Raw genomic sequence first — 18,927 nt, forward strand, 5'->3', positions numbered from 1 at the left:
TATCCGGCCTACTAAAAATGCACGGTCGGTAGGCCGGATAAAACGCCAGGCGTCGCCATCCGGCAAAATTCCAGGGAATAACAATGAAACAGACACAACGTCATGACGCTATCATCGAACTGGTAAAAAAGCAGGGATACGTCAGCACTGAAGAACTGGTGGAACATTTCTCCGTCAGCCCACAAACCATTCGTCGGGATCTCAACGACCTGGCGGAGCAGAATATGATCCTGCGCCACCACGGCGGCGCGGCGTTGCCTTCCAGCTCGGTAAACACGCCGTGGCACGATCGTAAAGCGACGCAAACGGCGGAGAAGGAACGTATTGCGCGGAAAGTCGCCACGCAAATCCCCAACGGTTCAACGCTGTTTATCGATATCGGCACGACGCCGGAAGCGGTGGCGCATGCCTTGTTGGATCACAGTAACCTGCGCATTGTGACCAACAATCTCAACGTGGCGAACACGCTGATGGTGAAAGAGGATTTTCGCATTATTCTCGCTGGCGGTGAGCTTCGCAGCCGTGACGGCGGCATTATTGGCGAAGCGACGCTCGATTTCATCTCTCAATTCCGCCTGGATTTTGGCATTCTGGGGATCAGCGGTATCGACAGCGACGGGTCGCTGCTGGAATTTGATTATCACGAAGTACGCACGAAACGCGCGATTATTGAAAATTCACGCCATGTGATGCTGGTTGTGGATCACTCTAAGTTTGGTCGTAATGCGATGGTGAATATGGGCAGCATTAGCCTGGTGGATGCCGTCTATACCGATATGACGCCGCCAGCAGGGGTATTGCAGGTGCTTACCGACCACCATATTCAGTTAGAGTTGTGCTGATCATCGTGATTGTAGGCCCGGTAAGCGTAAGCGCCACCGGGCAATCATCACACCCCGTACCCCATCATTTTCAAAAGCCTCTGCGCATGTTGTACGGCGTCCTGACGATGCGCGACGCCGAGCTTCTGATATAAATTGCGAATGTGCGTTTTGATGGTCGTGGCCGCAACCGCCAGCTCGCCAGCGATTTGCTCGTTGCTGTAGCCGGAATAGATCAGCCCCAGAACCTGCCACTCACGCTGCGTTAGCGGGCTGGTGCGGATCAGCTCCGGTACGTCCGGGTGATTTAACAGCCGCTCCACAAAGCCTTCGTCAAAATGGGCGAACTTATGTCGATGGTGCTGGTTAATTTCCCGCAGGATGCGCTGTGCGCGATGTTGTTCAAGCTCCGGCAGCGTATTCAACTGAATCAACTGACGCAGTTGCTGCGCCATCGCTTCGCCTTCAATCACAAAGTGGCTGATGAAACCGGTACGGTTCGCCAGTTGCAGCGCATCAAGCAATACCCGCTGGGCGTCGTTTTTACGTCCGGCCTGCCAGTACAGTTGATTAAGCAACAGCAGGTTACGGTTAAGATCGCTCATTAAACGCAGGCTACGGGCGTTCTCGTTTAGCTCTTCCAGCACAATCTCTGCGGATTCAAACTCACCCAGCAGGATCTGCGCCCTGGCGATATTACGCCACTGGCCTTGTAGGAAGTGGTTGTTGGCAAATTCTGGTTTCGGCGTATGACGCAGCCAGTTGGCGGCGGATTTCTTATCGCCCGTCATCTGCCAGTAAATCACGCGAACCTTATCGGCATTGGAAATCCAGTCGCTGTGATACTGGCCGTTGCCCAGCAGGTTCTCCAGACGGTTCAACTGCGTGCGGGCATTATCCAGATCGCCGCGCGCCAGCGAGCACTGCACCAGCAGCGCCAGACACTGCAATTGCTGCTGCGGCTGGAATGCGGAAAGCACATCAATACCGCTGCGGGCGGAGGCTTCCGCTTCGTCAAGACGCGCCCATGCCCACAGAAGCTGCGCGCGAATGCGCATCAGGAACTCGTGCATCGGCAGCTGTTCGAGATGTTGCTCTTTAATCAGCTGGAACGCTTTCTCCTGGGTTTCCCAGGCGGCCTGCAAAAAGCCCTGGGCGAAGAGAATTTCACTTTGTTGGAGCAGGCTCCAGAGGGCGTAATGCCAGACGTCATGATGACGCGACATTTGCTCAGTTTGCTGCATCAGCGACAGTGAACGGGAGAGATCGCCTTTACAGTGCAGCACTTCGCCGTGTACGGAGGTGGCGACAATACGGCTGTAAAACCAGGCGATCGGCAGCTCATCCAGCGCCAGTTTTGCCAGCCGTTCCGCTTCATCCGGGTTGCCGTCGTTAATCGCGACCTGAGCGCGCAGGGCGTTAAATTCCGCATGCAACGTACCGTCCATCATGCCCTGAATTTCTTGCTCAGCGCGCGCCAGCAGGGTATTCACTTCGCTGTAGCGGTGCTGGCTTTGCATCAGCCATGCCTGCAACAGAACCAGCCGCGGGTTTTCCAGCAAACTTTCCCACGGCAGGGCCTTTAACGACTCTTCCAGCAGCGCCAGCTCACTGTGGTTAAACAGCCCCCACGCATGATTCAGCAGGATATCGCGCAGCATATGCGCATCGCCCGCCGCCAGGGCATGGTGAATGGCTTCGCTGGGGAAACCTTGCGCCATCCAGCTTTCGGCGGCAGCGCGGTGGATATCCGGCAGCTCGGTCGCCAGTTCCCACTGGCAACGCTGACGCAGGAAACTGCCAAACAGCGGGTGATAGCTGAACCATTCGCCCGTATCGTCCATGCGTTGCAGGAACAGCCCCTGACGCTCAATCTCCTCCAGACGCATCTGCCCGTTCTCTTCGCCCGTCACGCGCACGATCAGCGCATCGTTCATCGAACGCAGGATGGCGCTTTTCAGCAGAAAATGCCGGGTACTCACGTCCACGTTGTCCAGCACTTCATCGACCAGGTAATCGGACAGATGGCTGGCGTTGATTCCCGCCAGGCGTCGCGCAGACTGGTGCGCGGAGTTATTGTTCTGGCGGGCGGAAAGGGCGATAAGCTGTAGCGCGGTTGCCCAACCGGCGACGTCGTCGCACATCCGGCTGCTCTCGGCGGCTTCGATAGGCGAGGACAGACGGCGGTCAAAGAACTGTTTTGCTTCCTGATGGTTAAAGGCTAATTGCTGGCTGCCGATTTCCAGCAGCTGATCGCGAACGCGCAGGTTAGCGATGCCGAGCTGCGGTAAATTACGCGACAGCACGACCAGCGTGAGATTTTCGGGTTGATGACGCAGGAAAAAGCGCATCGCGTCGTGGATCACCGGGTTTGTGATCAGATGGTAATCATCAATGACCAGATAAAGCGGGCGATGCCACTCAGCCAACTCAATAAAGAGTTGCGCGAAAAGGGAGGTCAGGCTGACGTACTGGCGTTTTTGCACCATGACTTCACTGGTGGAGCAATGCCCGCCCGTTGCCTGCTGAAGCGCGGCAATTAAATAACTGGCGAATCGCTCCTGCTGGTTGTCGCCTTCATCCAGCGAGAACCAGCCTAACTCGTTTTTCCCGGCTGCCCACTGTGAAACAAGCGTGGTTTTCCCATAGCCCGCAGGGCTTGTTACCAGGGCCAGCCTGAAATTGTTCGCGCCGGAAAGTTTAGCCAACAGGCGCTCACGAACCACCGTATGGTCGAGTCGAACCGGACGACTTAATTTAGACGGAATCAACATAGTAATCACTTCACTGTGAGGAAATGGGGAAATGCGATTTTTTTTGCGCTTCGTAATTAATAGATATAAGGTCGGACAGATTAAGATTTATTGCAAGTTATGTCCGGCATTGGACTGTCTTATTTTGCACTTGGTCACAAAATCTTAAGATGATAGACACGTACTGAAACCGGTGTCAGGATGCGCTGCTGTTGAAGTGTTTGACCAGGGGCGGTGATTGAACACCCTCTGACGAGGCATGATTTGCGCTTATAGAATTATCTTAATTGTTACTGTTAGTGATAATTTTTAATGTAAATCATTAGTGACTATAATTTTTGCAGAGTTCTATACCCATTTTTATTAGAGATAACTATTACTCATTAATGAACCCGATATGAGATGTTAGGATGTAAATCACTAGGGTTGAGAGAATGGAATCTATCAAGCTCATATAGATTTTATTCATATCACTTCCTTAAAAAGAATAAAAATATGATGAATCCGTTACCACAAGCCGCGTTTATCTACGATAGTTTTGCATAGTTCGATATCTGTAACGTAGAAATCATGAAGCTTCTTCTGGGGGCAGGATGTGTATGAGAATGCCAGTAGAAAAAAAGGAATAATACAGTTTGCAATAAGTCCAATAACAAAGGAAACAGTGATAGTAGTGAGTACTAAACTTTCAAAAGGATCGGGAAGTGAACGGTACTGTACATTTTGACTAAGCAAAACTCTGATGAGAGCAATTACTGTATAACCTATTAATGGTATTGAACCTATCAGTTCGCATGTTTTGTTATAAGGTATAATATCGTCAATTTTTATTAACGATAAAAACTCAGTCATCGTTCTGCCAAATAATAAGCTGTAAAGCACAGCTGTTAGGGAAATTATCATAATAAAAATCCATGCTCGTACGTATATTATTTTCATGCCATCTCTTGCTAGAATGAGTAAAAGTATTGAGAGTTGAATCTATAATCAGGACCTCTTCTTTCCATTTTGCGGAAATAATCACGAATTCTGGTTTTTAACTCCGTAGATAATCCGGTTTCATCGTCAATATAGTTCAATCTATTATTAAGAAATAAACCTAAGGCTACGATGACAAAAGTAGTCACAATGATGGGCGCGCTCACTAGCGTAAGCCCTCCAGCAAATATGCCAATCACTATCCCCGACACCACCGCCTTTTCGGCATCCATTGAGATATCTACCAAAAAATCCACCAGATCATAATCAGACTTAAAGATCGGTATTGTTATGCACAAAAGAAGCATCTGCATGAGACGATTACCAAAATCTTCGGTTATCTATGATGGTTTCGCAGAGTGAAATGTCAACGACATGATAATCATCCAAATGTTCCTGGGGGCAGCGGGTGTATGACGATGCCAGAAAAAAAAAGGTACAATACAGTCAGCAATCAAACCTATTGCAAAAGGTATAATGACGGCACATGTAACCCAAGTCTCAATCGATTTGGGAAAGTTTTTATATTTTAAGCTTTTGCTGAACAGTATTCTGACGAAACTGATAGTCATCAAAATCATCGTAGGTATTCCGCCTATCAGTACAAATGTATGATTATAGGAAACAATATCACCCATTTTTATGATAGATAAAAAATCAGTCATTACGTATCCAAAGAATTGTGTGTCAAGAATCCAAAGGAAAAAAGCAATGACAAGAATAGCTATCAAGCGCATATAGATATTATTCATATCATTTCCTTAAAAAGAGTAAAAGTATGGTGAATTGAAATCATAATATTCAATTGTATGTTTGTGATGAAAAATATAATTTCGCAATTTTTCTTTTAATGAATCTGACAATCCTGCGTTTTCATCAAGAGAGTTTAATTTTGCATTAAGAACGAATCCTGATATAACGATGCAGACAGTAGTAAAGAGTATTGGTGCACTAAATAATATCGCTATCCCGCCAATTACCCCAATCACTACCCCCGACACCACCGCCTTTGCGGCATCCATTGAGATATCTACCAAAAAATCCACCAGATCATAATCAGACTTAAAAATCAGTTCAATTGCCCGCCAGGCAAGTGAGAAGTAGATGCAATATTTAACACCATTTCGGATATTGTTATAAAGCCCACGTTTACCCAATGCCATTTCCAGCATCTGTGGATGGCTTGCCCCGTAGCGGGTTCCGTTAAGAATCCGGCGCAGGGCAGGATATCCAGTAATTTTGATATAGGTTTTACCGCCGACTTTGTATTCAATGGCTTGAATGCGGATTGCCCTGAAATTAAAGACCAGCTTTTGTGCGGAATTGTAATAAGTAGTGAGCTTAGAGAGACTGCGGAAGCCATCCAGGCCATCTTTGATATTACCTGGTGCTGCGCGGTAAGAAAAAAATTTATCCACTCCACCCATTAAATCGTCCGCCACCTGCTGTGCTTCTTCGAGCGTGAGCAGCAAGATGTGATGGCTTTGTGTGATAAATGAGCCGTCCATAAAGGCCATATCGCGCTGCACAGGATTCATGGTATGCCAACGACTAAAATCACTTGCCTGCGGTCTTTCGTCCCGAAACCTGAGTGAGTTGCCATTTAACATGGAATTACGTTTACGCATGATATTTCCTTATTAAGAGATGTCTGGCGTCAGAAAGTACGTTCACTCCATAAACTATAAGCGTTGGTACTTGCCATGCAGTGTTCCCAACTAATCGATTCATAAATAAAAGAAACGCGTTCTTGTGCTTCGTTTCCGTTTTCAATAATATTGTGAGGAACTATTAGTTTAATGTTTGATATATGTGCTTTGAATAATTTAATTTTATAATAGACTTCTTGCATTCCTGTAGGTGTGGTGCGATAGAGGAATATTTCGCACTCCAGCGTTTCGTTATCGTTGATCGCTTTGTTCAGCAAAGGGGACGAACGATCAACGGGTTTGATGATCTGAAGTTCGTGATGATTAACGTTCTGCTGACGCGTTGTTTCATGCTCCAGACCATAAATCATAATTTGATTGATATGATTCGTCTGAGATTTATTTCCTATAGAGTTTCTGGAGCCGCAACTTGTAGATATGTCCCCTTGCAGTTCGCCTTTAAGTATAATCCACGATAAATTTGACATATTATTCTCTTTTGAAATATTTGTGTTGTAAATGTATTAGAGATGCTATTATTTCAGTGTGCTCTTGGGTTTTTATTATTTCAATAGATTTGTTTTTATTAATGGAGATGGTTTTAGTTATTGCTGTAATAACTCCCCCTGATACAGGGGTTTTCATCCTAAAATTAAATTTACGATATTTTAATAAAAGATCATGAGTATCGGATAAAGTAGGACCTAAGAAGTTAACCAACCTGTAGACAGTATTAAAGATAAAAAGTGGCGGCGATCACACTTTTATGCTCATCCCCACTACTCCTCCCTGCCTAATCCCGGGTGGGATGAGGAAGGTCAACATCGAGCCAGGCAAACTAACGATAACGTTGTTTTATTACCTGAGGATTCGGAATTTCTATGTCACAGCCTACCTTCAACAAAGATCACTTTCAGGCTGCCCTGATGCGTCAGTGGCAGCGTTTCGGTTTACTGTCGGCTCATGAGATGACATCTCGCCAGTGGTGGCAGGCCGTTAGCGGCGCACTGGCTGAATTGCTCAGCGCGCAACCTGCGGCGAAACCGGCTAAAAACCAGCGTCATGTTAACTACATCTCGATGGAATTCCTGATTGGCCGCCTGACCGGGAACAACCTGTTGAATCTGGGCTGGTATCAGGCGGTGAGCGATGTGCTGAAAGCGCACGACGTCAACCTGACCGACCTGCTGGAGGAAGAGGTTGATCCTGCGCTGGGCAACGGTGGTTTAGGACGTCTGGCGGCATGTTTCCTGGACTCTATGGCGACGGTAGGCCAGTCCGCAACGGGCTATGGTCTGAACTACCAGTATGGGCTGTTCCGTCAGTCTTTTGTCGATGGGCAACAGATGGAAGCGCCGGATGACTGGCATCGCGGTAGCTACCCGTGGTTCCGTCACAATGAACAGCTTGATGTTCAGGTCGGTATTGGCGGTAAAGTGACGAAAGACGGGCGTTGGGAACCGGGTTTTGTGATCACCGGGCAGGCGTGGGACTTGCCGGTGCTTGGCTACCGGAACGGCGTCGCACAGCCGCTGCGTTTGTGGCAGGCCGCGCATGCGCATCCGTTTAACCTGACCAAATTCAACGACGGTGATTTCCTGCGTGCGGAGCAGCAGGGTATCGACGCGGAAAAACTGACGAAAGTCCTCTATCCGAACGACAACCACACCGCAGGCAAAAAGCTGCGCCTGATGCAGCAGTATTTCCAGTGCGCCTGCTCGGTAGCGGATATTCTGCGTCGTCACCACCTGGCGGGGCGCAAACTGCATGAGCTGGCGGAGTATGAGGTCATTCAACTCAACGATACTCACCCGACCATCGCTATCCCTGAACTGCTGCGCGTGCTGCTCGATGAGCACCAGCTAAGCTGGGACGACGCCTGGGCCATCACCAGTAAAACGTTCGCCTACACCAACCATACGCTGATGCCGGAGGCGCTGGAGTGTTGGGATGAGAAACTGGTGAAAGCGCTGCTGCCGCGCCATATGCAGATCATCAAAGAGATTAATGACCGCTTTAAGAAACAGGTTGATAAAACCTGGCCGGGCGATAAGCAGGTGTGGGCGAAGCTGGCGGTAGTGCACGACAAGCAGGTGCGGATGGCCAATATGTGCGTGGTCAGCGGCTTTGCGGTCAACGGCGTTGCGGCGCTGCACTCCGATCTGGTGGTGAAGGATCTGTTCCCGGAATATCACCAGCTGTGGCCGAACAAATTCCACAACGTGACCAACGGCATTACGCCGCGTCGCTGGATCAAACAGTGCAACCCGGCACTTGCGGCGCTGCTGGATAAGTCGTTGAAGAAAGAGTGGGCTAACGACCTCGATCAGCTGATCAACCTGGAGAAATTCGCCGACGACGCGGCGTTCCGCAAAACGTATCGTGAGATTAAACAGGCGAATAAAGTCCGCCTGGCCGAATTTGTGAAAATGCGCACCGGGATTGAAATCAACCCGCAGGCGATTTTCGATATCCAGATTAAGCGCCTGCACGAATATAAGCGCCAGCACCTGAACCTGCTGCATATTCTGGCGCTGTACAAAGAGATCCGCGAAAATCCGAAAGCAGACCGCGTGCCGCGCGTGTTCCTGTTTGGCGCAAAAGCGGCGCCGGGCTACTATCTGGCGAAAAACATCATCTTCGCCATTAACAAGGTGGCGGAAACCATCAACAACGACCCGAAAGTCGGCGATAAGCTGAAAGTGGTCTTCCTGCCGGACTACTGCGTTTCGGCGGCGGAAATGCTGATCCCGGCGGCGGACGTCTCTGAGCAGATCTCTACTGCCGGTAAAGAAGCCTCCGGCACCGGCAATATGAAGCTGGCGTTGAACGGCGCGCTGACGGTCGGTACGCTGGATGGGGCGAACGTTGAGATCGCCGAACAGGTCGGGGACGAGAACATCTTTATCTTCGGTCATACCGTGGAAGAGGTGAAACGGCTGAAGGCCAAGGGCTACGACCCGGTGAAATGGCGTAAGAAAGACAAAGTGCTGGATGCGGTGCTGAAGGAGCTGGAAAGCGGCAAATACAGCAACGGCGACAAGCACGCTTTTGATCAGATGCTGCACAGCATTGGCAAACAGGGGGGCGATCCGTACCTGGTGATGGCGGACTTTGCCGCCTACGTTGCGGCACAAAAGCAGGTGGACGTGCTGTATCGCGACCAGGATGCCTGGACCCGGGCGACGATCCTGAACACCGCGCGTTGCGGGATGTTCAGCTCGGATCGCTCCATCCGCGATTATCAGGCTCGTATCTGGCAGGCAAAACGCTAAGGAAGCGCCATGGAACGCAAACGTCTGGATAATGCCGCGCTGGCGGCGGGGATCAGCCCCAATTACATCAATGCCCACGGTAAACCGCAGTCGATTGGCGCCGAAACCAAACGGCGTTTGCTTGATGCGATGCACCGCGCCACCGCCGCCACGAAGGTGGCGGTGACGGCAGTGCCGAATGTGATGGTGTATACCGCAGGCAAGAAGATGCCGCTGGCGGTAGAAGGCAGCGGCGATTTTAGCTGGCTGCTGACCACCGAGGAGGGCGTACAGCACAAGGGGCACGCCACCGGTGGTAAAGCCTTTACGCTTCCGGCAAAGCTGCCGGAGGGGTATCACACGCTGACCCTGACTCAGGGCGAACAGCGCACGCACTGCCGGATCATCGTGGCGCCGAAACGCTGCTATGAGCCGCAGGCGCTGCTGACCGGACAGAAGCTGTGGGGGGCGTGCGTTCAGCTTTATACCCTGCGTTCGGAAAAAAACTGGGGGATTGGCGACTTTGGCGATCTCCAGTCGATGCTGACGGATGTTGCGAAACGCGGCGGCGCATTTATTGGCCTGAACCCGATTCACGCCCTCTACCCGGCAAACCCGGAGAGCGCCAGCCCGTACAGCCCCTCATCCCGCCGTTGGCTGAATGTCATTTATATCGACGTGAATGCCGTTGACGATTTCCGGTTGAGCAAAGAGGCGCAGGCCTGGTGGAACATGCCGGCGACGCAGCAGACATTGCAGCGCGCACGGGATGCCGAATGGGTTGATTATTCTGCTGTTACCGCGCTGAAAATGACCGCCCTGCGGATGGCATGGAAAGGTTTTGCGCTTCGTGATGACGAACAGATGGCGGCGTTTCGCCACTTTGTCGCCCAGGAAGGCGACAGCCTGTACTGGCAGGCGGCATTTGACGCGCTGCACGCGCATCAGGTGAAGGAGGATGAGTTGCGCTGGGGCTGGCCGGTCTGGCCGGAAGCGTATCAGTCAGTGAACTCGCCGGAAGTGAAACAGTTCTGTGAAGATCACCGCGATGAGGTGGACTTTTACCTCTGGTTACAGTGGCTGGCGTATACCCAGTTTGCCGCCTGTTGGGCGGTATGCCAGGGTTATGATATGCCGATTGGCCTGTATCGCGATCTGGCGGTAGGGGTTGCGGAAGGTGGGGCGGAAACCTGGTGCGACCGTGAGCTGTATTGCCTGAAAGCGTCGGTGGGCGCGCCGCCGGATATCCTCGGCCCTCTGGGGCAGAACTGGGGACTGCCGCCGATGGACCCGCACATCATCGCCGCTCGCGCCTATGAGCCGTTTATTGAACTGCTGCGCGCCAATATGCAGAACTGCGGCGCTTTGCGTATCGATCATGTTATGTCGATGCTGCGTCTGTGGTGGATTCCTTACGGTGAAACGGCGGATCACGGGGCATATGTGCATTACCCGGTGGACGCCCTGCTCTCTATTCTGGCGCTGGAAAGTAAACGTCATCGCTGCATGGTGATTGGCGAAGATCTGGGGACGGTGCCGGTGGAAATCGTGGGTAAACTGCGTGACAGCGGCGTTTACTCGTATAAAGTGCTCTATTTCGAGAATGATCATGAGAAGAACTTCCGCGCGCCGAAAGCGTACCCGGAACAATCAATGGCAGTCGCGACGACGCATGACCTTCCTACGCTGCGTGGCTACTGGGACAGCGGCGACCTGACGCTCGGCAAAACGCTGGGGCTTTACCCGGATGAAGTGATATTGCGTGGGCTGTATCAGGATCGTGAGCTGGCGAAGCAGGGTCTGCTGGACGCGTTGCACAAATACGGTTGCCTGCCGAAACGCGCCGGGCATAAGGCGTCGCTGATGTCGATGACGCCGATCCTCAACCGTGGAATGCAGCGTTACATCGCGGACAGCCATAGCGCATTGCTGGGGTTGCAGCCGGAAGACTGGCTGGACATGGCGGAGCCGGTCAATATTCCAGGCACCAGCGACCAGTACAAGAACTGGCGGCGCAAGTTGTCCACGACGCTTGAGAAGATGTTTGCCGATGACAAGGTGAATAAACTGCTTAAGGATTTGGACAAGCGGCGAAAAGCGACCGCGAAGAAGAAGTAAAAAAAGCCGGGAATTTCCCGGCTTTTTTATGGTGACAACACGTAGGCCTGATAAGCGCAGCGCCATCAGACAATTCTGGCGCACATTGCCGGATGGCAGCTTTGCCTTATCCGGCCTACAGGCCGTCTCGGTTACACCACCATTCCCAGCAGCAGACACCCAATCAGGCCGCAGACGGAGATAATGGTTTCCAGCATTGACCAGGACTTGATGGTTTCGCCGATGGTCAGGTTGAAATACTCTTTGAACAGCCAGAAGCCTGGATCGTTTACGTGAGAGAAAATGACGCTACCGGAACCGACGGCGATAACCATCAGCTCAGGGCTTACGCCCGTCGTCGCAATCAGCGGCGCCACGATACCACCCGCGGTAATCGCGGCCACGGTGGCAGAACCGAGCGCGATACGCAGTACGGCTGCGATGGACCATGCCATGAACAGCGGAGAAACGTTGGTTTCGTTCATCATGGACGCGATGTATTTGTCTACGCCGCTATCAACCAGTACCTGCTTGAATGCGCCGCCGCCGCCGATGATCAGCAGCATCATCGCGATGATTTTGATTGAGGAACCCAGCGTGTCGTTAATCTGATCCATTGAGCGGCCACGGTTCAGACCGAACGTAAACATCGCAATCAGTACCGCAATCAGCGTTGCCATTACCGGGTCGCCAAAGAACTCAGCAACCGGCAGGAAGGCATGACCTTTTGGCAGCACCATTTCTGCAACGGCGCGCATGGCCATTAAAATAACCGGCACCAGAGAAGTCCAGACGCTGACGCCAAAGCCAGGCATCTCTTCTTCAGTAAAGTTTTTTGCGCTGTACAGACCTTCCGGGATCGGCTTATCGATGCCTTTCAGGAAGCGGGCAAATACCGGGCCTGCGAGAATTACGGTCGGGATAGCCAGAATCGTACCGAACAGCAGGGTTTTACCCATATCGGCGTGGAAGATCGTGGCGATGGCGGTCGGGCCCGGGTGCGGAGGCAGGAAGCCGTGGGTAACGGACAGCGCTGCCGCCATCGGTACGCCGACATACAGCAAAGGAATGCTGGCCGCCGCTGCGATGGTGAATACCAGCGGCAGCATCAGCACGAAGCCCACTTCATAGAACAGTGCGAAACCTACCGTGAAGCCGGTTAATACCACTGCCCACTGGATGTGTTTTTTACCAAATTTGGCAATCAGCGTGGTCGCGATGCGCTGTGCGCCGCCGCAGTCTGCCAGCATTTTGCCCAGCATGGCGCCGAAACCCATAATCAGGGCGAGGCTACCAAGAGTACCACCAACACCAGCTTTAATAGAGCCAATGACTTTATCCAGCGGCATTCCTTGCATCAATCCAACAGCAAGTGCCACCAGGACGAGAGCGATGAAACCGTTCATTTTGAAGCGGATCATCAGGAGTAATAACAAAATTACACCGATAGCGACGATGACTAATGGCATGATTTACCTGGCCTTTCATTTGTTATGGGTAACGTCGGTGTGTCGACGAAAAATTCCGCTTGTCCCAACCGGGAACAGAAGCGTAACGGCACCAACACTGATTGACTTTAACACTATCTGGTTTAGTCAGCTGTTATGGGGATGTTTGGTGCCCATATGAATGATACGGGTAACATATAGCGATTGAGAATCACCCTGGCAGGCAAAATTTAAATTATGAGAGGCAGGTCATGTTATCGGAGGAGAAAAGCGGAAGATATCATCACGCCGGATGGCGGCGTAAACACCTTATCCGGCCTACGGGATATACATTGTAGGCCCGGTAAGCGACGCGCCACCGGGCAAAACGCCGGATGGCGGCGTAAACGCCTTATCCGGCCTACGGGATATGCATTGTAGGCCCGGTAAGCGACGCGCCACCGGGCAAAACGCCGGATGGCGGCGTAAACGCCTTATCCGGCCTACGGGATACGCATTGCAGGCCCGGTAAGCGGCGCGCCACCGGGCAGAATCTTAGTAGTAAGAGTGCTCGCCGCGCTGGTGTTCGGTCAGATCGCGAACGCCTTTCAGCTCAGGGAATTCATTCAGCAGCTGCTTCTCGATCCCTTCTTTCAGGGTCACATCGACCATCGAGCAACCGTTACAGCCGCCGCCAAACTGCAAAATGGCGTAGCCTTCGTCGGTGATCTCCATCAGAGAGACGCGACCGCCGTGACCGGCAAGCTGCGGGTTGATCTGCGATTGCAGCATGTACTCCACACGTTCCATCAGCGGCGCATCATCAGCAACCTTACGCATTTTGGCGTTTGGCGCTTTCAGCGTCAGCTGAGAACCCAGCTGATCGGTGACGAAATCGATCTCGGCATCTTCCAGATACGGCGCGCTCAGTTCATCAACATAAGCGGTCAGCAGGTCAAATTTCAGGGCAGTGTCGCTTGCTTCCACGGCGTCCGGCGGACAATAAGAAACGCCGCATTCAGCGTTAGGCGTACCGGGATTGATCACAAATACACGGATTTGTGTCCCTTCTTCCTGATTTGCCAGCAGTTTGGCAAAGTGCGCTTGTGCAGCATCGGAAATATGGATCATAGTAATGGCCTAATAGTTGACTATTTTACTTGGTTATAATACGCCCATCATCGAGGCTCTACAAGGTTCGACACAGGCACCATACCTGGACAGTCGCCGCGCCGTTGCGCAAAAGCAGCTGCGCGATCTCCGCGACGGTACTTCCGGTAGTGACGACATCATCCACAATGACCATATGGAGTCCCTGTACCGGCAATTCAAGGCGAAACGCATTTTTCAGGTTATGTTTGCGCAATCGGGCGCTGAGATGGTGCTGAGTGGCGGTGGCGCGAAGGCGCGTGACGCTTCGGCTGTCCCAGCCGCAGCCCAGCCAGCGCGCCAGGGGGCGACACAGCAGATCGCTTTGGTTAAATCCCCTGCACCAGTGGCGGCGCTGCCAGAGCGGCACGCTGACTAAGCGATCCGGTAGCGGAAGCGTCGATGCGCGGTGCGCGTGTAAGACTTCCAGCAACAGCAGGCGTGAAAGGGCGGCGGCGACGTCGCTGCGGCGAGAGAATTTTAGCTGGTGGATAAGTAAACTCAGCGGCGGTACGTAGTCGCTGACCGTCACCAGACGCTGCCACGGCGGGGGTTTTTGCAGACAACGCCCGCAGGGAATGGCGGCGTGCGCAGCGGGTAATCCACACTGTGGGCACAGGCTGACGCGGCGACGCGCCGCTCTCGTGCAAACCGAACAAATCCCCCAGTGACTCAACGCCAGCGGCATTCGGCATAGCCAGCATAATCCCGGTACTGTTAGCATATGTTCATCCTTGTTAGCCAAAAGAGAACAGTAACTGATGAATGACATCTGGTGGCAGACTGAAGGTCAGGGAAATTGCCATCTTGTGCTGCTGCACGGATGGGGACTGAATGCGGAAGTGTGGAATTGCATTCGTGAGGAACTCAGCGCGCATTTCACGCTGCATCTTGTCGATTTACCCGGATTTGGCCGCAGCCAGGGTTTTGGCGCGATGTCGCTGGAGCAGATGGCGGAGCATGTGCTGAAACAGGCGCCTGATAAAGCCGTCTGGCTTGGCTGGAGTCTGGGAGGGCTGGTGGCGAGCCAGGTGGCGTTAACTCATCCTGAACGCGTTCAGGCGCTGGTGACCGTCGCGTCATCGCCCTGTTTCAGCGCTCGCGAAGCGTGGCCGGGTATTAAGCCGGATATCCTGGCGGGATTTCAACAGCAGCTCAGCGAAGATTTCCAGCGTACGGTGGAACGTTTTCTGGCGCTGCAAACGTTGGGCACCGAAACCGCGCGTCAGGATGCCCGCACGCTGAAAAGTGCCGTGCTGGCGTTGCCGATGCCGGAGGTTGCGGTGCTGAACGGTGGGCTGGAGATATTGAAAACGGCCGACCTGCGCGAGCCGCTTAAATCGCTGACCATGCCGTTCCTGCGTCTGTATGGTTATCTGGATGGTCTGGTGCCGCGCAAAGTCGTGCCGATGCTGGATGCCGCATGGCCTGAGAGTGAATCGCAGGTGTTTGCAAAGGCCGCCCATGCGCCGTTTATTTCGCATCCCGGCGAATTTTGTCAGGCGTTGATGGCGTTAAAGCAGAAGATATAATTATTGTCTATGCAGTGCCGGATAGCGGCGTAAATGCCTTATCCGGCCTACATGTTAGCTACCGTTCGCCATCCGGCAGAACGTTAACGCAGCGTCCACCACTCCCGGAGACAGGCTTTTCCTTCCGGGCAGCTTTTGCAGCTACCGGACAGGCAGCCGTCGGGATCTTCCTGAATCCGCACGGCCCTGCCCATATTCTCCAGCTGATTCAGCATCGCGTCGATCATCGGCTGCGGCGTATGCAGCGTGCGGCTAATCTGCATTGCCTCCATACGCCCCTGCAAAGCCAGTAAATCACGAACCTGAATAAGTGACGCCATTGTTCTCAACCTTAGTGACAGTTGCCGGCAGGGCTTGCGCAGCAGGCGCTGGCCGTTTTACGCGTCGCCAGCAGTTCGATATCCACCCGGCTACGGGCGCGCCGTAACAGCCCCAGCACCACGATGTTAAACAGGATGACCGCCAGAATGCAGACCAGGCTATAGGTCGGATGCTGGCTAAAGCTTGCAACCTGATAGAACAGGGTAGACAGCGAGTAGGCGATATTCAGCCCCCACAGAATCGAGAAGCTCATCCAGCCGCGGCTGGATTCACGCGCGATAGCCCCCATCACCGAGATGCACGGTACATACAGCAGAACGAAAATCAGATAGCTGTATGCGGCAGCGGCGCTGCCAAACTTCGCGTCCATCACGCCCATCGCCCCGGTCGCCATTTCACCGTCGCCTTTGCTGGCTTCGATTGGGTTAGCCAGTACGCTAAGGCTGAAGGTGTCTTTCAGGCTTTGCCAGGTTTCATCGACCGCGCCCAGCAGCTCGTCGCCGAGATGGAAGTCAGCCGGATTAAACTCTTCTTCCTGAATATTTTCAGCGGTATAGAGGGTGTTCAGCGTCCCTACCACCACCTCTTTCGCCATTGCGCCGGTGAACAGGCCAACGGTCGCCTGCCAGTTATCTTCATGAACGCCAATCGGTTTAAAGACAGGCGTAATCACGCGGCTGATGGACGCGAGCGCAGAGTCGTTGATGTTATCGACGATTTTTCCGCTCAGGGAGAAGCTGTTAAACGCGCTGAGGAAAATACTGACGATGATGATGACCTTACCGGCACGCAGCACAAAGCCTTTCAGGCGTTGCCAGGTCTGGATCACCAGGCTTTTGATGTGCGGCACATGGTAGACCGGCAGTTCCATCACGAACGGAGAGGCTTCGCCGCGCATAATCGTGTGTTTAAGCATCAGGCCGGTCAGTACCGCCATCACGATACCCAGTACATACAGCGAGAAAACCGCCAGCGCGCCGTTTTGCCCAAAGAACGCGGCGGCAAACACGGCGAAAATCGCCAGACGTGCGCCGCAGGACATAAACGGCGCCATCATAATAGTCATCAGGCGTTCACGCGGCGCGTCCAGGGTACGGGCGCCCATCACGGACGGGACGTTACAGCCAAAGCCGACAATCAGCGGTACGAACGATTTACCCGGCAGCCCTAGTGCCTGCATCAGACGGTCCATAACGAACGCCGCGCGCGCCATGTAGCCGGAGTCCTCCAGGAAAGAGAGAAACAGGTACATCATGCCGATCTGCGGCACCAGCGGCAGAACGGTATTGATACCGCCGCCCAGCCCTTGCGCGAGGAAAATGGTAAGCCAGTCCGGGAAGTGCAGCGTGTAGCCGATCCACTGGATGCCGTGAATAAAGAGCGCCACGGAACCCACGTCGAACAGCGGTTGCAGCGCGCCGCCAATGTTAATGGCGAGCAGGAACATCAGGTACATGACGAACAGGAAAATCGGCAACCCGAGGAAACGGTTCAGGATGACCTTATCTACCGCTGCGGTGAAACGGCTGGGTTCCGCCGTCAGGGTGTTGCTGACCACGTCGCAAATTGCGGCGATGCACTGATAACGCGCATCAGCGATGTGTAGCGCCGGGTCATCCATCTCTTTGCTCAGGCGAGTGAGCGACGCCTCAAGGTTTTGCGCGGCATTACCGGCGTAAACGCGGCTGTAGATATCGCCTTCCAGCATCTGCAAGCCCAGCCAGCGGCGCTGTTGCGCCGGCATATCCGCCGCCATGACGTCGGCCAGCGATTCGGCCTCGCGCAGCAACGGCCGGGCATAATGTACCAGCTCAACGTTTTCGTTTTCTTTATAGCGATCGATAGCCAGTTTCAGGGCTTCAATCCCACGGCCGCGTGTGGAAACCAACGGCACAACCGGGCAACCAAGGCGTGCGGACAGCGCGTCGATATCAATGCGAACCTGCTGTTTCTCCGCGATGTCGAGCATGTTGAGCGCCACAATGCAGGGAATGCCCAGCTCAAGCAGTTGCAGCGTCAGGTAGAGGTTGCGCTCAAGGTTAGAGGCATCCACCACGTTGATCAGCAGGTCTGCGTCGCCGCTCAGAATGTAATGGCAGGCGATTTGTTCATCGAGGGAAGTTTCTGACGAAATGGTGGTCAGTGAATAGGTGCCGGGTAAATCGACCAGCGTGACCTGATGGTCGGTTGTTGCGAACTGACCTTCTTTGCGTTCAACGGTAACACCCGCCCAGTTCCCCACACGCTGACGCGCGCCGGTGAGCTGGTTAAATAATGTTGTCTTGCCGGAATTTGGATTACCAATTAAACCAATGGTTAATTTTTTCATTTTTATAGACTCACCGAATTAACAGGAAACCGCTTCCACTTCTAATAACGCCAGATCTTTCTTACGTAATACCAGGCTCACGCGGCGAGTTTCGATATGAATAGGATCGCCTAATGGGGCGACACGCACTACGTTAAATGAAGAACCTGGCAACATGCCGAGTGAAAGCAGTTTCTGACGGTATGCCGGGCTGATTTCATGGGAAAAGCCGGTAATTTTCCACGCCGTGTCTGGAATGAATTGCATAGGGGGCCTACTTGTTTCTCGCTAACTGGACGTATACCTCATGCGCGCTCAGAAGGCGGCATAAGACCAGATGATTAGCCAACGAAAGAAAGATTAAATAATCAACAAGACAATGATAATGAGAATGGTTTTTATCATCAATGATTAAAATGTGACGGAATGTAGAAATGGATAATAAATTGAGTCAGTTTTGACATGGCTCAACATTTATTCGTCTTAAAAAGAACGTGTTGATTTAAACATTATTCAGCGTTGCTAATGTTTAATTAAGGTTTCATCTGTTAATGAATTGATAATTACCAGTACTGGCAACAGGCGGGTAATGAATTAAGCAATTTAATTCGTAAGATTTAATTGTTAATTTCAAATAT

General features: G+C 52.6%; 15 protein-coding genes. 4 read left to right on the top strand and 11 right to left on the bottom strand.

Annotation, left to right across the window (positions count from 1 at the left end):
- Nucleotides 1-83: 83 nt before the first annotated feature.
- On the top strand, nucleotides 84-842 hold the full coding sequence (locus tag OGV82_RS05100) for a DeoR/GlpR family transcriptional regulator (RefSeq protein WP_012135527.1): 759 nt from the start codon (nucleotides 84-86) through the stop codon (nucleotides 840-842).
- A gap of 47 nt (nucleotides 843-889) precedes the next feature.
- On the opposite strand, the gene malT is transcribed toward OGV82_RS05100, so the two are convergent.
- The 5 genes from malT to OGV82_RS05120 all read right to left on the bottom strand — a co-directional run bounded on the left by malT (nucleotide 890) and on the right by OGV82_RS05120 (nucleotide 6,689).
- Complete coding sequence (gene malT, locus OGV82_RS05105; protein WP_012135526.1) at nucleotides 890-3,595, bottom strand: HTH-type transcriptional regulator MalT; 2,706 nt, start codon at nucleotides 3,593-3,595, stop codon at nucleotides 890-892.
- 486 nt (nucleotides 3,596-4,081) lie between these two features.
- Nucleotides 4,082-4,513 (bottom strand): DUF1240 domain-containing protein, encoded by a 432-nt coding sequence (locus OGV82_RS22935; RefSeq protein ID WP_047460653.1) that lies wholly within the window; start codon nucleotides 4,511-4,513, stop codon nucleotides 4,082-4,084.
- A gap of 380 nt (nucleotides 4,514-4,893) precedes the next feature.
- Nucleotides 4,894-5,304, bottom strand: coding sequence for a hypothetical protein (locus OGV82_RS05110; RefSeq protein WP_047460657.1), 411 nt, complete (start codon nucleotides 5,302-5,304; stop codon nucleotides 4,894-4,896).
- A gap of 9 nt (nucleotides 5,305-5,313) precedes the next feature.
- The gene (locus OGV82_RS05115) at nucleotides 5,314-6,180 is read right to left on the bottom strand and encodes a hypothetical protein (protein ID WP_101744191.1); all 867 of its coding nucleotides are present in this window, start codon (nucleotides 6,178-6,180) and stop codon (nucleotides 5,314-5,316) included.
- Nucleotides 6,181-6,209: 29 nt separating this feature from the next.
- A complete protein-coding gene (locus OGV82_RS05120) occupies nucleotides 6,210-6,689 on the bottom strand; it encodes an Hcp family type VI secretion system effector (RefSeq protein ID WP_047460663.1) in 480 nt (159 codons plus the stop codon).
- A 393-nt stretch (nucleotides 6,690-7,082) separates the two neighbouring features.
- Here OGV82_RS05120 and malP point away from each other — a divergent pair, with 393 nt between their 5' ends.
- Entirely contained in the window at nucleotides 7,083-9,476 is a 2,394-nt protein-coding gene (malP, locus tag OGV82_RS05125; RefSeq protein ID WP_047460666.1) for a maltodextrin phosphorylase, read from the top strand.
- A 9-nt stretch (nucleotides 9,477-9,485) separates the two neighbouring features.
- Nucleotides 9,486-11,573 carry a 4-alpha-glucanotransferase gene (gene malQ, locus OGV82_RS05130; RefSeq protein ID WP_101744192.1) on the top strand — a complete coding sequence of 696 codons (2,088 nt, stop codon included), beginning with the start codon at nucleotides 9,486-9,488 and terminating at the stop codon, nucleotides 11,571-11,573.
- A gap of 131 nt (nucleotides 11,574-11,704) precedes the next feature.
- On the opposite strand, the gene gntT is transcribed toward malQ, so the two are convergent.
- From gntT to gntX, 3 genes are all read right to left on the bottom strand, one after another.
- Entirely contained in the window at nucleotides 11,705-13,021 is a 1,317-nt protein-coding gene (gene gntT, locus OGV82_RS05135; RefSeq protein ID WP_012135522.1) for a gluconate transporter, read from the bottom strand.
- Between the two features lie 513 nt (nucleotides 13,022-13,534).
- On the bottom strand, nucleotides 13,535-14,110 hold the full coding sequence (gene nfuA, locus OGV82_RS05140; protein ID WP_012135521.1) for a Fe-S biogenesis protein NfuA: 576 nt from the start codon (nucleotides 14,108-14,110) through the stop codon (nucleotides 13,535-13,537).
- Nucleotides 14,111-14,168: 58 nt separating this feature from the next.
- The gene (gene gntX / locus OGV82_RS05145) at nucleotides 14,169-14,852 is read right to left on the bottom strand and encodes a DNA utilization protein GntX (RefSeq protein ID WP_101744193.1); all 684 of its coding nucleotides are present in this window, start codon (nucleotides 14,850-14,852) and stop codon (nucleotides 14,169-14,171) included.
- 37 nt (nucleotides 14,853-14,889) lie between these two features.
- Between gntX and bioH the strand changes: the two genes are divergently transcribed.
- Complete coding sequence (bioH, locus tag OGV82_RS05150) at nucleotides 14,890-15,660, top strand: pimeloyl-ACP methyl ester esterase BioH (protein WP_047460677.1); 771 nt, start codon at nucleotides 14,890-14,892, stop codon at nucleotides 15,658-15,660.
- Nucleotides 15,661-15,743: 83 nt separating this feature from the next.
- Here bioH and feoC read toward each other — a convergent pair whose 3' ends face one another.
- The 3 genes from feoC to feoA are packed head-to-tail and all read right to left on the bottom strand — an operon-like array spanning nucleotide 15,744 to nucleotide 18,556.
- Nucleotides 15,744-15,980 (bottom strand): [Fe-S]-dependent transcriptional repressor FeoC, encoded by a 237-nt coding sequence (gene feoC / locus OGV82_RS05155; RefSeq protein WP_012135518.1) that lies wholly within the window; start codon nucleotides 15,978-15,980, stop codon nucleotides 15,744-15,746.
- Between the two features lie 11 nt (nucleotides 15,981-15,991).
- Complete coding sequence (gene feoB, locus OGV82_RS05160; protein ID WP_101744194.1) at nucleotides 15,992-18,310, bottom strand: Fe(2+) transporter permease subunit FeoB; 2,319 nt, start codon at nucleotides 18,308-18,310, stop codon at nucleotides 15,992-15,994.
- Nucleotides 18,311-18,328: 18 nt separating this feature from the next.
- Nucleotides 18,329-18,556, bottom strand: coding sequence for a ferrous iron transporter A (gene feoA, locus OGV82_RS05165; RefSeq protein WP_012135516.1), 228 nt, complete (start codon nucleotides 18,554-18,556; stop codon nucleotides 18,329-18,331).
- Nucleotides 18,557-18,927: the final 371 nt, after the last annotated feature.

The organism is Citrobacter sp. CK191 (genome assembly GCF_030333435.1).
GTDB classification, from domain to species: domain Bacteria; phylum Pseudomonadota; class Gammaproteobacteria; order Enterobacterales; family Enterobacteriaceae; genus Citrobacter_B; species Citrobacter_B koseri.

What these genes read in the sequence shown, in the direction of transcription:
- OGV82_RS05100 (WP_012135527.1), top strand. Translation starts at nt 84, where the DNA reads ATGAAACAGACACAACGTCATGACGCTATCATCGAACTGGTAAAAAAG.
- malT (WP_012135526.1), bottom strand. Translation starts at nt 3,595, where the DNA reads ATGTTGATTCCGTCTAAATTAAGTCGTCCGGTTCGACTCGACCATACG.
- OGV82_RS22935 (WP_047460653.1), bottom strand. Translation starts at nt 4,513, where the DNA reads ATGAAAATAATATACGTACGAGCATGGATTTTTATTATGATAATTTCC.
- OGV82_RS05110 (WP_047460657.1), bottom strand. Translation starts at nt 5,304, where the DNA reads ATGAATAATATCTATATGCGCTTGATAGCTATTCTTGTCATTGCTTTT.
- OGV82_RS05115 (WP_101744191.1), bottom strand. Translation starts at nt 6,180, where the DNA reads ATGCGTAAACGTAATTCCATGTTAAATGGCAACTCACTCAGGTTTCGG.
- OGV82_RS05120 (WP_047460663.1), bottom strand. Translation starts at nt 6,689, where the DNA reads ATGTCAAATTTATCGTGGATTATACTTAAAGGCGAACTGCAAGGGGAC.
- malP (WP_047460666.1), top strand. Translation starts at nt 7,083, where the DNA reads ATGTCACAGCCTACCTTCAACAAAGATCACTTTCAGGCTGCCCTGATG.
- malQ (WP_101744192.1), top strand. Translation starts at nt 9,486, where the DNA reads ATGGAACGCAAACGTCTGGATAATGCCGCGCTGGCGGCGGGGATCAGC.
- gntT (WP_012135522.1), bottom strand. Translation starts at nt 13,021, where the DNA reads ATGCCATTAGTCATCGTCGCTATCGGTGTAATTTTGTTATTACTCCTG.
- nfuA (WP_012135521.1), bottom strand. Translation starts at nt 14,110, where the DNA reads ATGATCCATATTTCCGATGCTGCACAAGCGCACTTTGCCAAACTGCTG.
- gntX (WP_101744193.1), bottom strand. Translation starts at nt 14,852, where the DNA reads ATGCTAACAGTACCGGGATTATGCTGGCTATGCCGAATGCCGCTGGCG.
- bioH (WP_047460677.1), top strand. Translation starts at nt 14,890, where the DNA reads ATGAATGACATCTGGTGGCAGACTGAAGGTCAGGGAAATTGCCATCTT.
- feoC (WP_012135518.1), bottom strand. Translation starts at nt 15,980, where the DNA reads ATGGCGTCACTTATTCAGGTTCGTGATTTACTGGCTTTGCAGGGGCGT.
- feoB (WP_101744194.1), bottom strand. Translation starts at nt 18,310, where the DNA reads ATGAAAAAATTAACCATTGGTTTAATTGGTAATCCAAATTCCGGCAAG.
- feoA (WP_012135516.1), bottom strand. Translation starts at nt 18,556, where the DNA reads ATGCAATTCATTCCAGACACGGCGTGGAAAATTACCGGCTTTTCCCAT.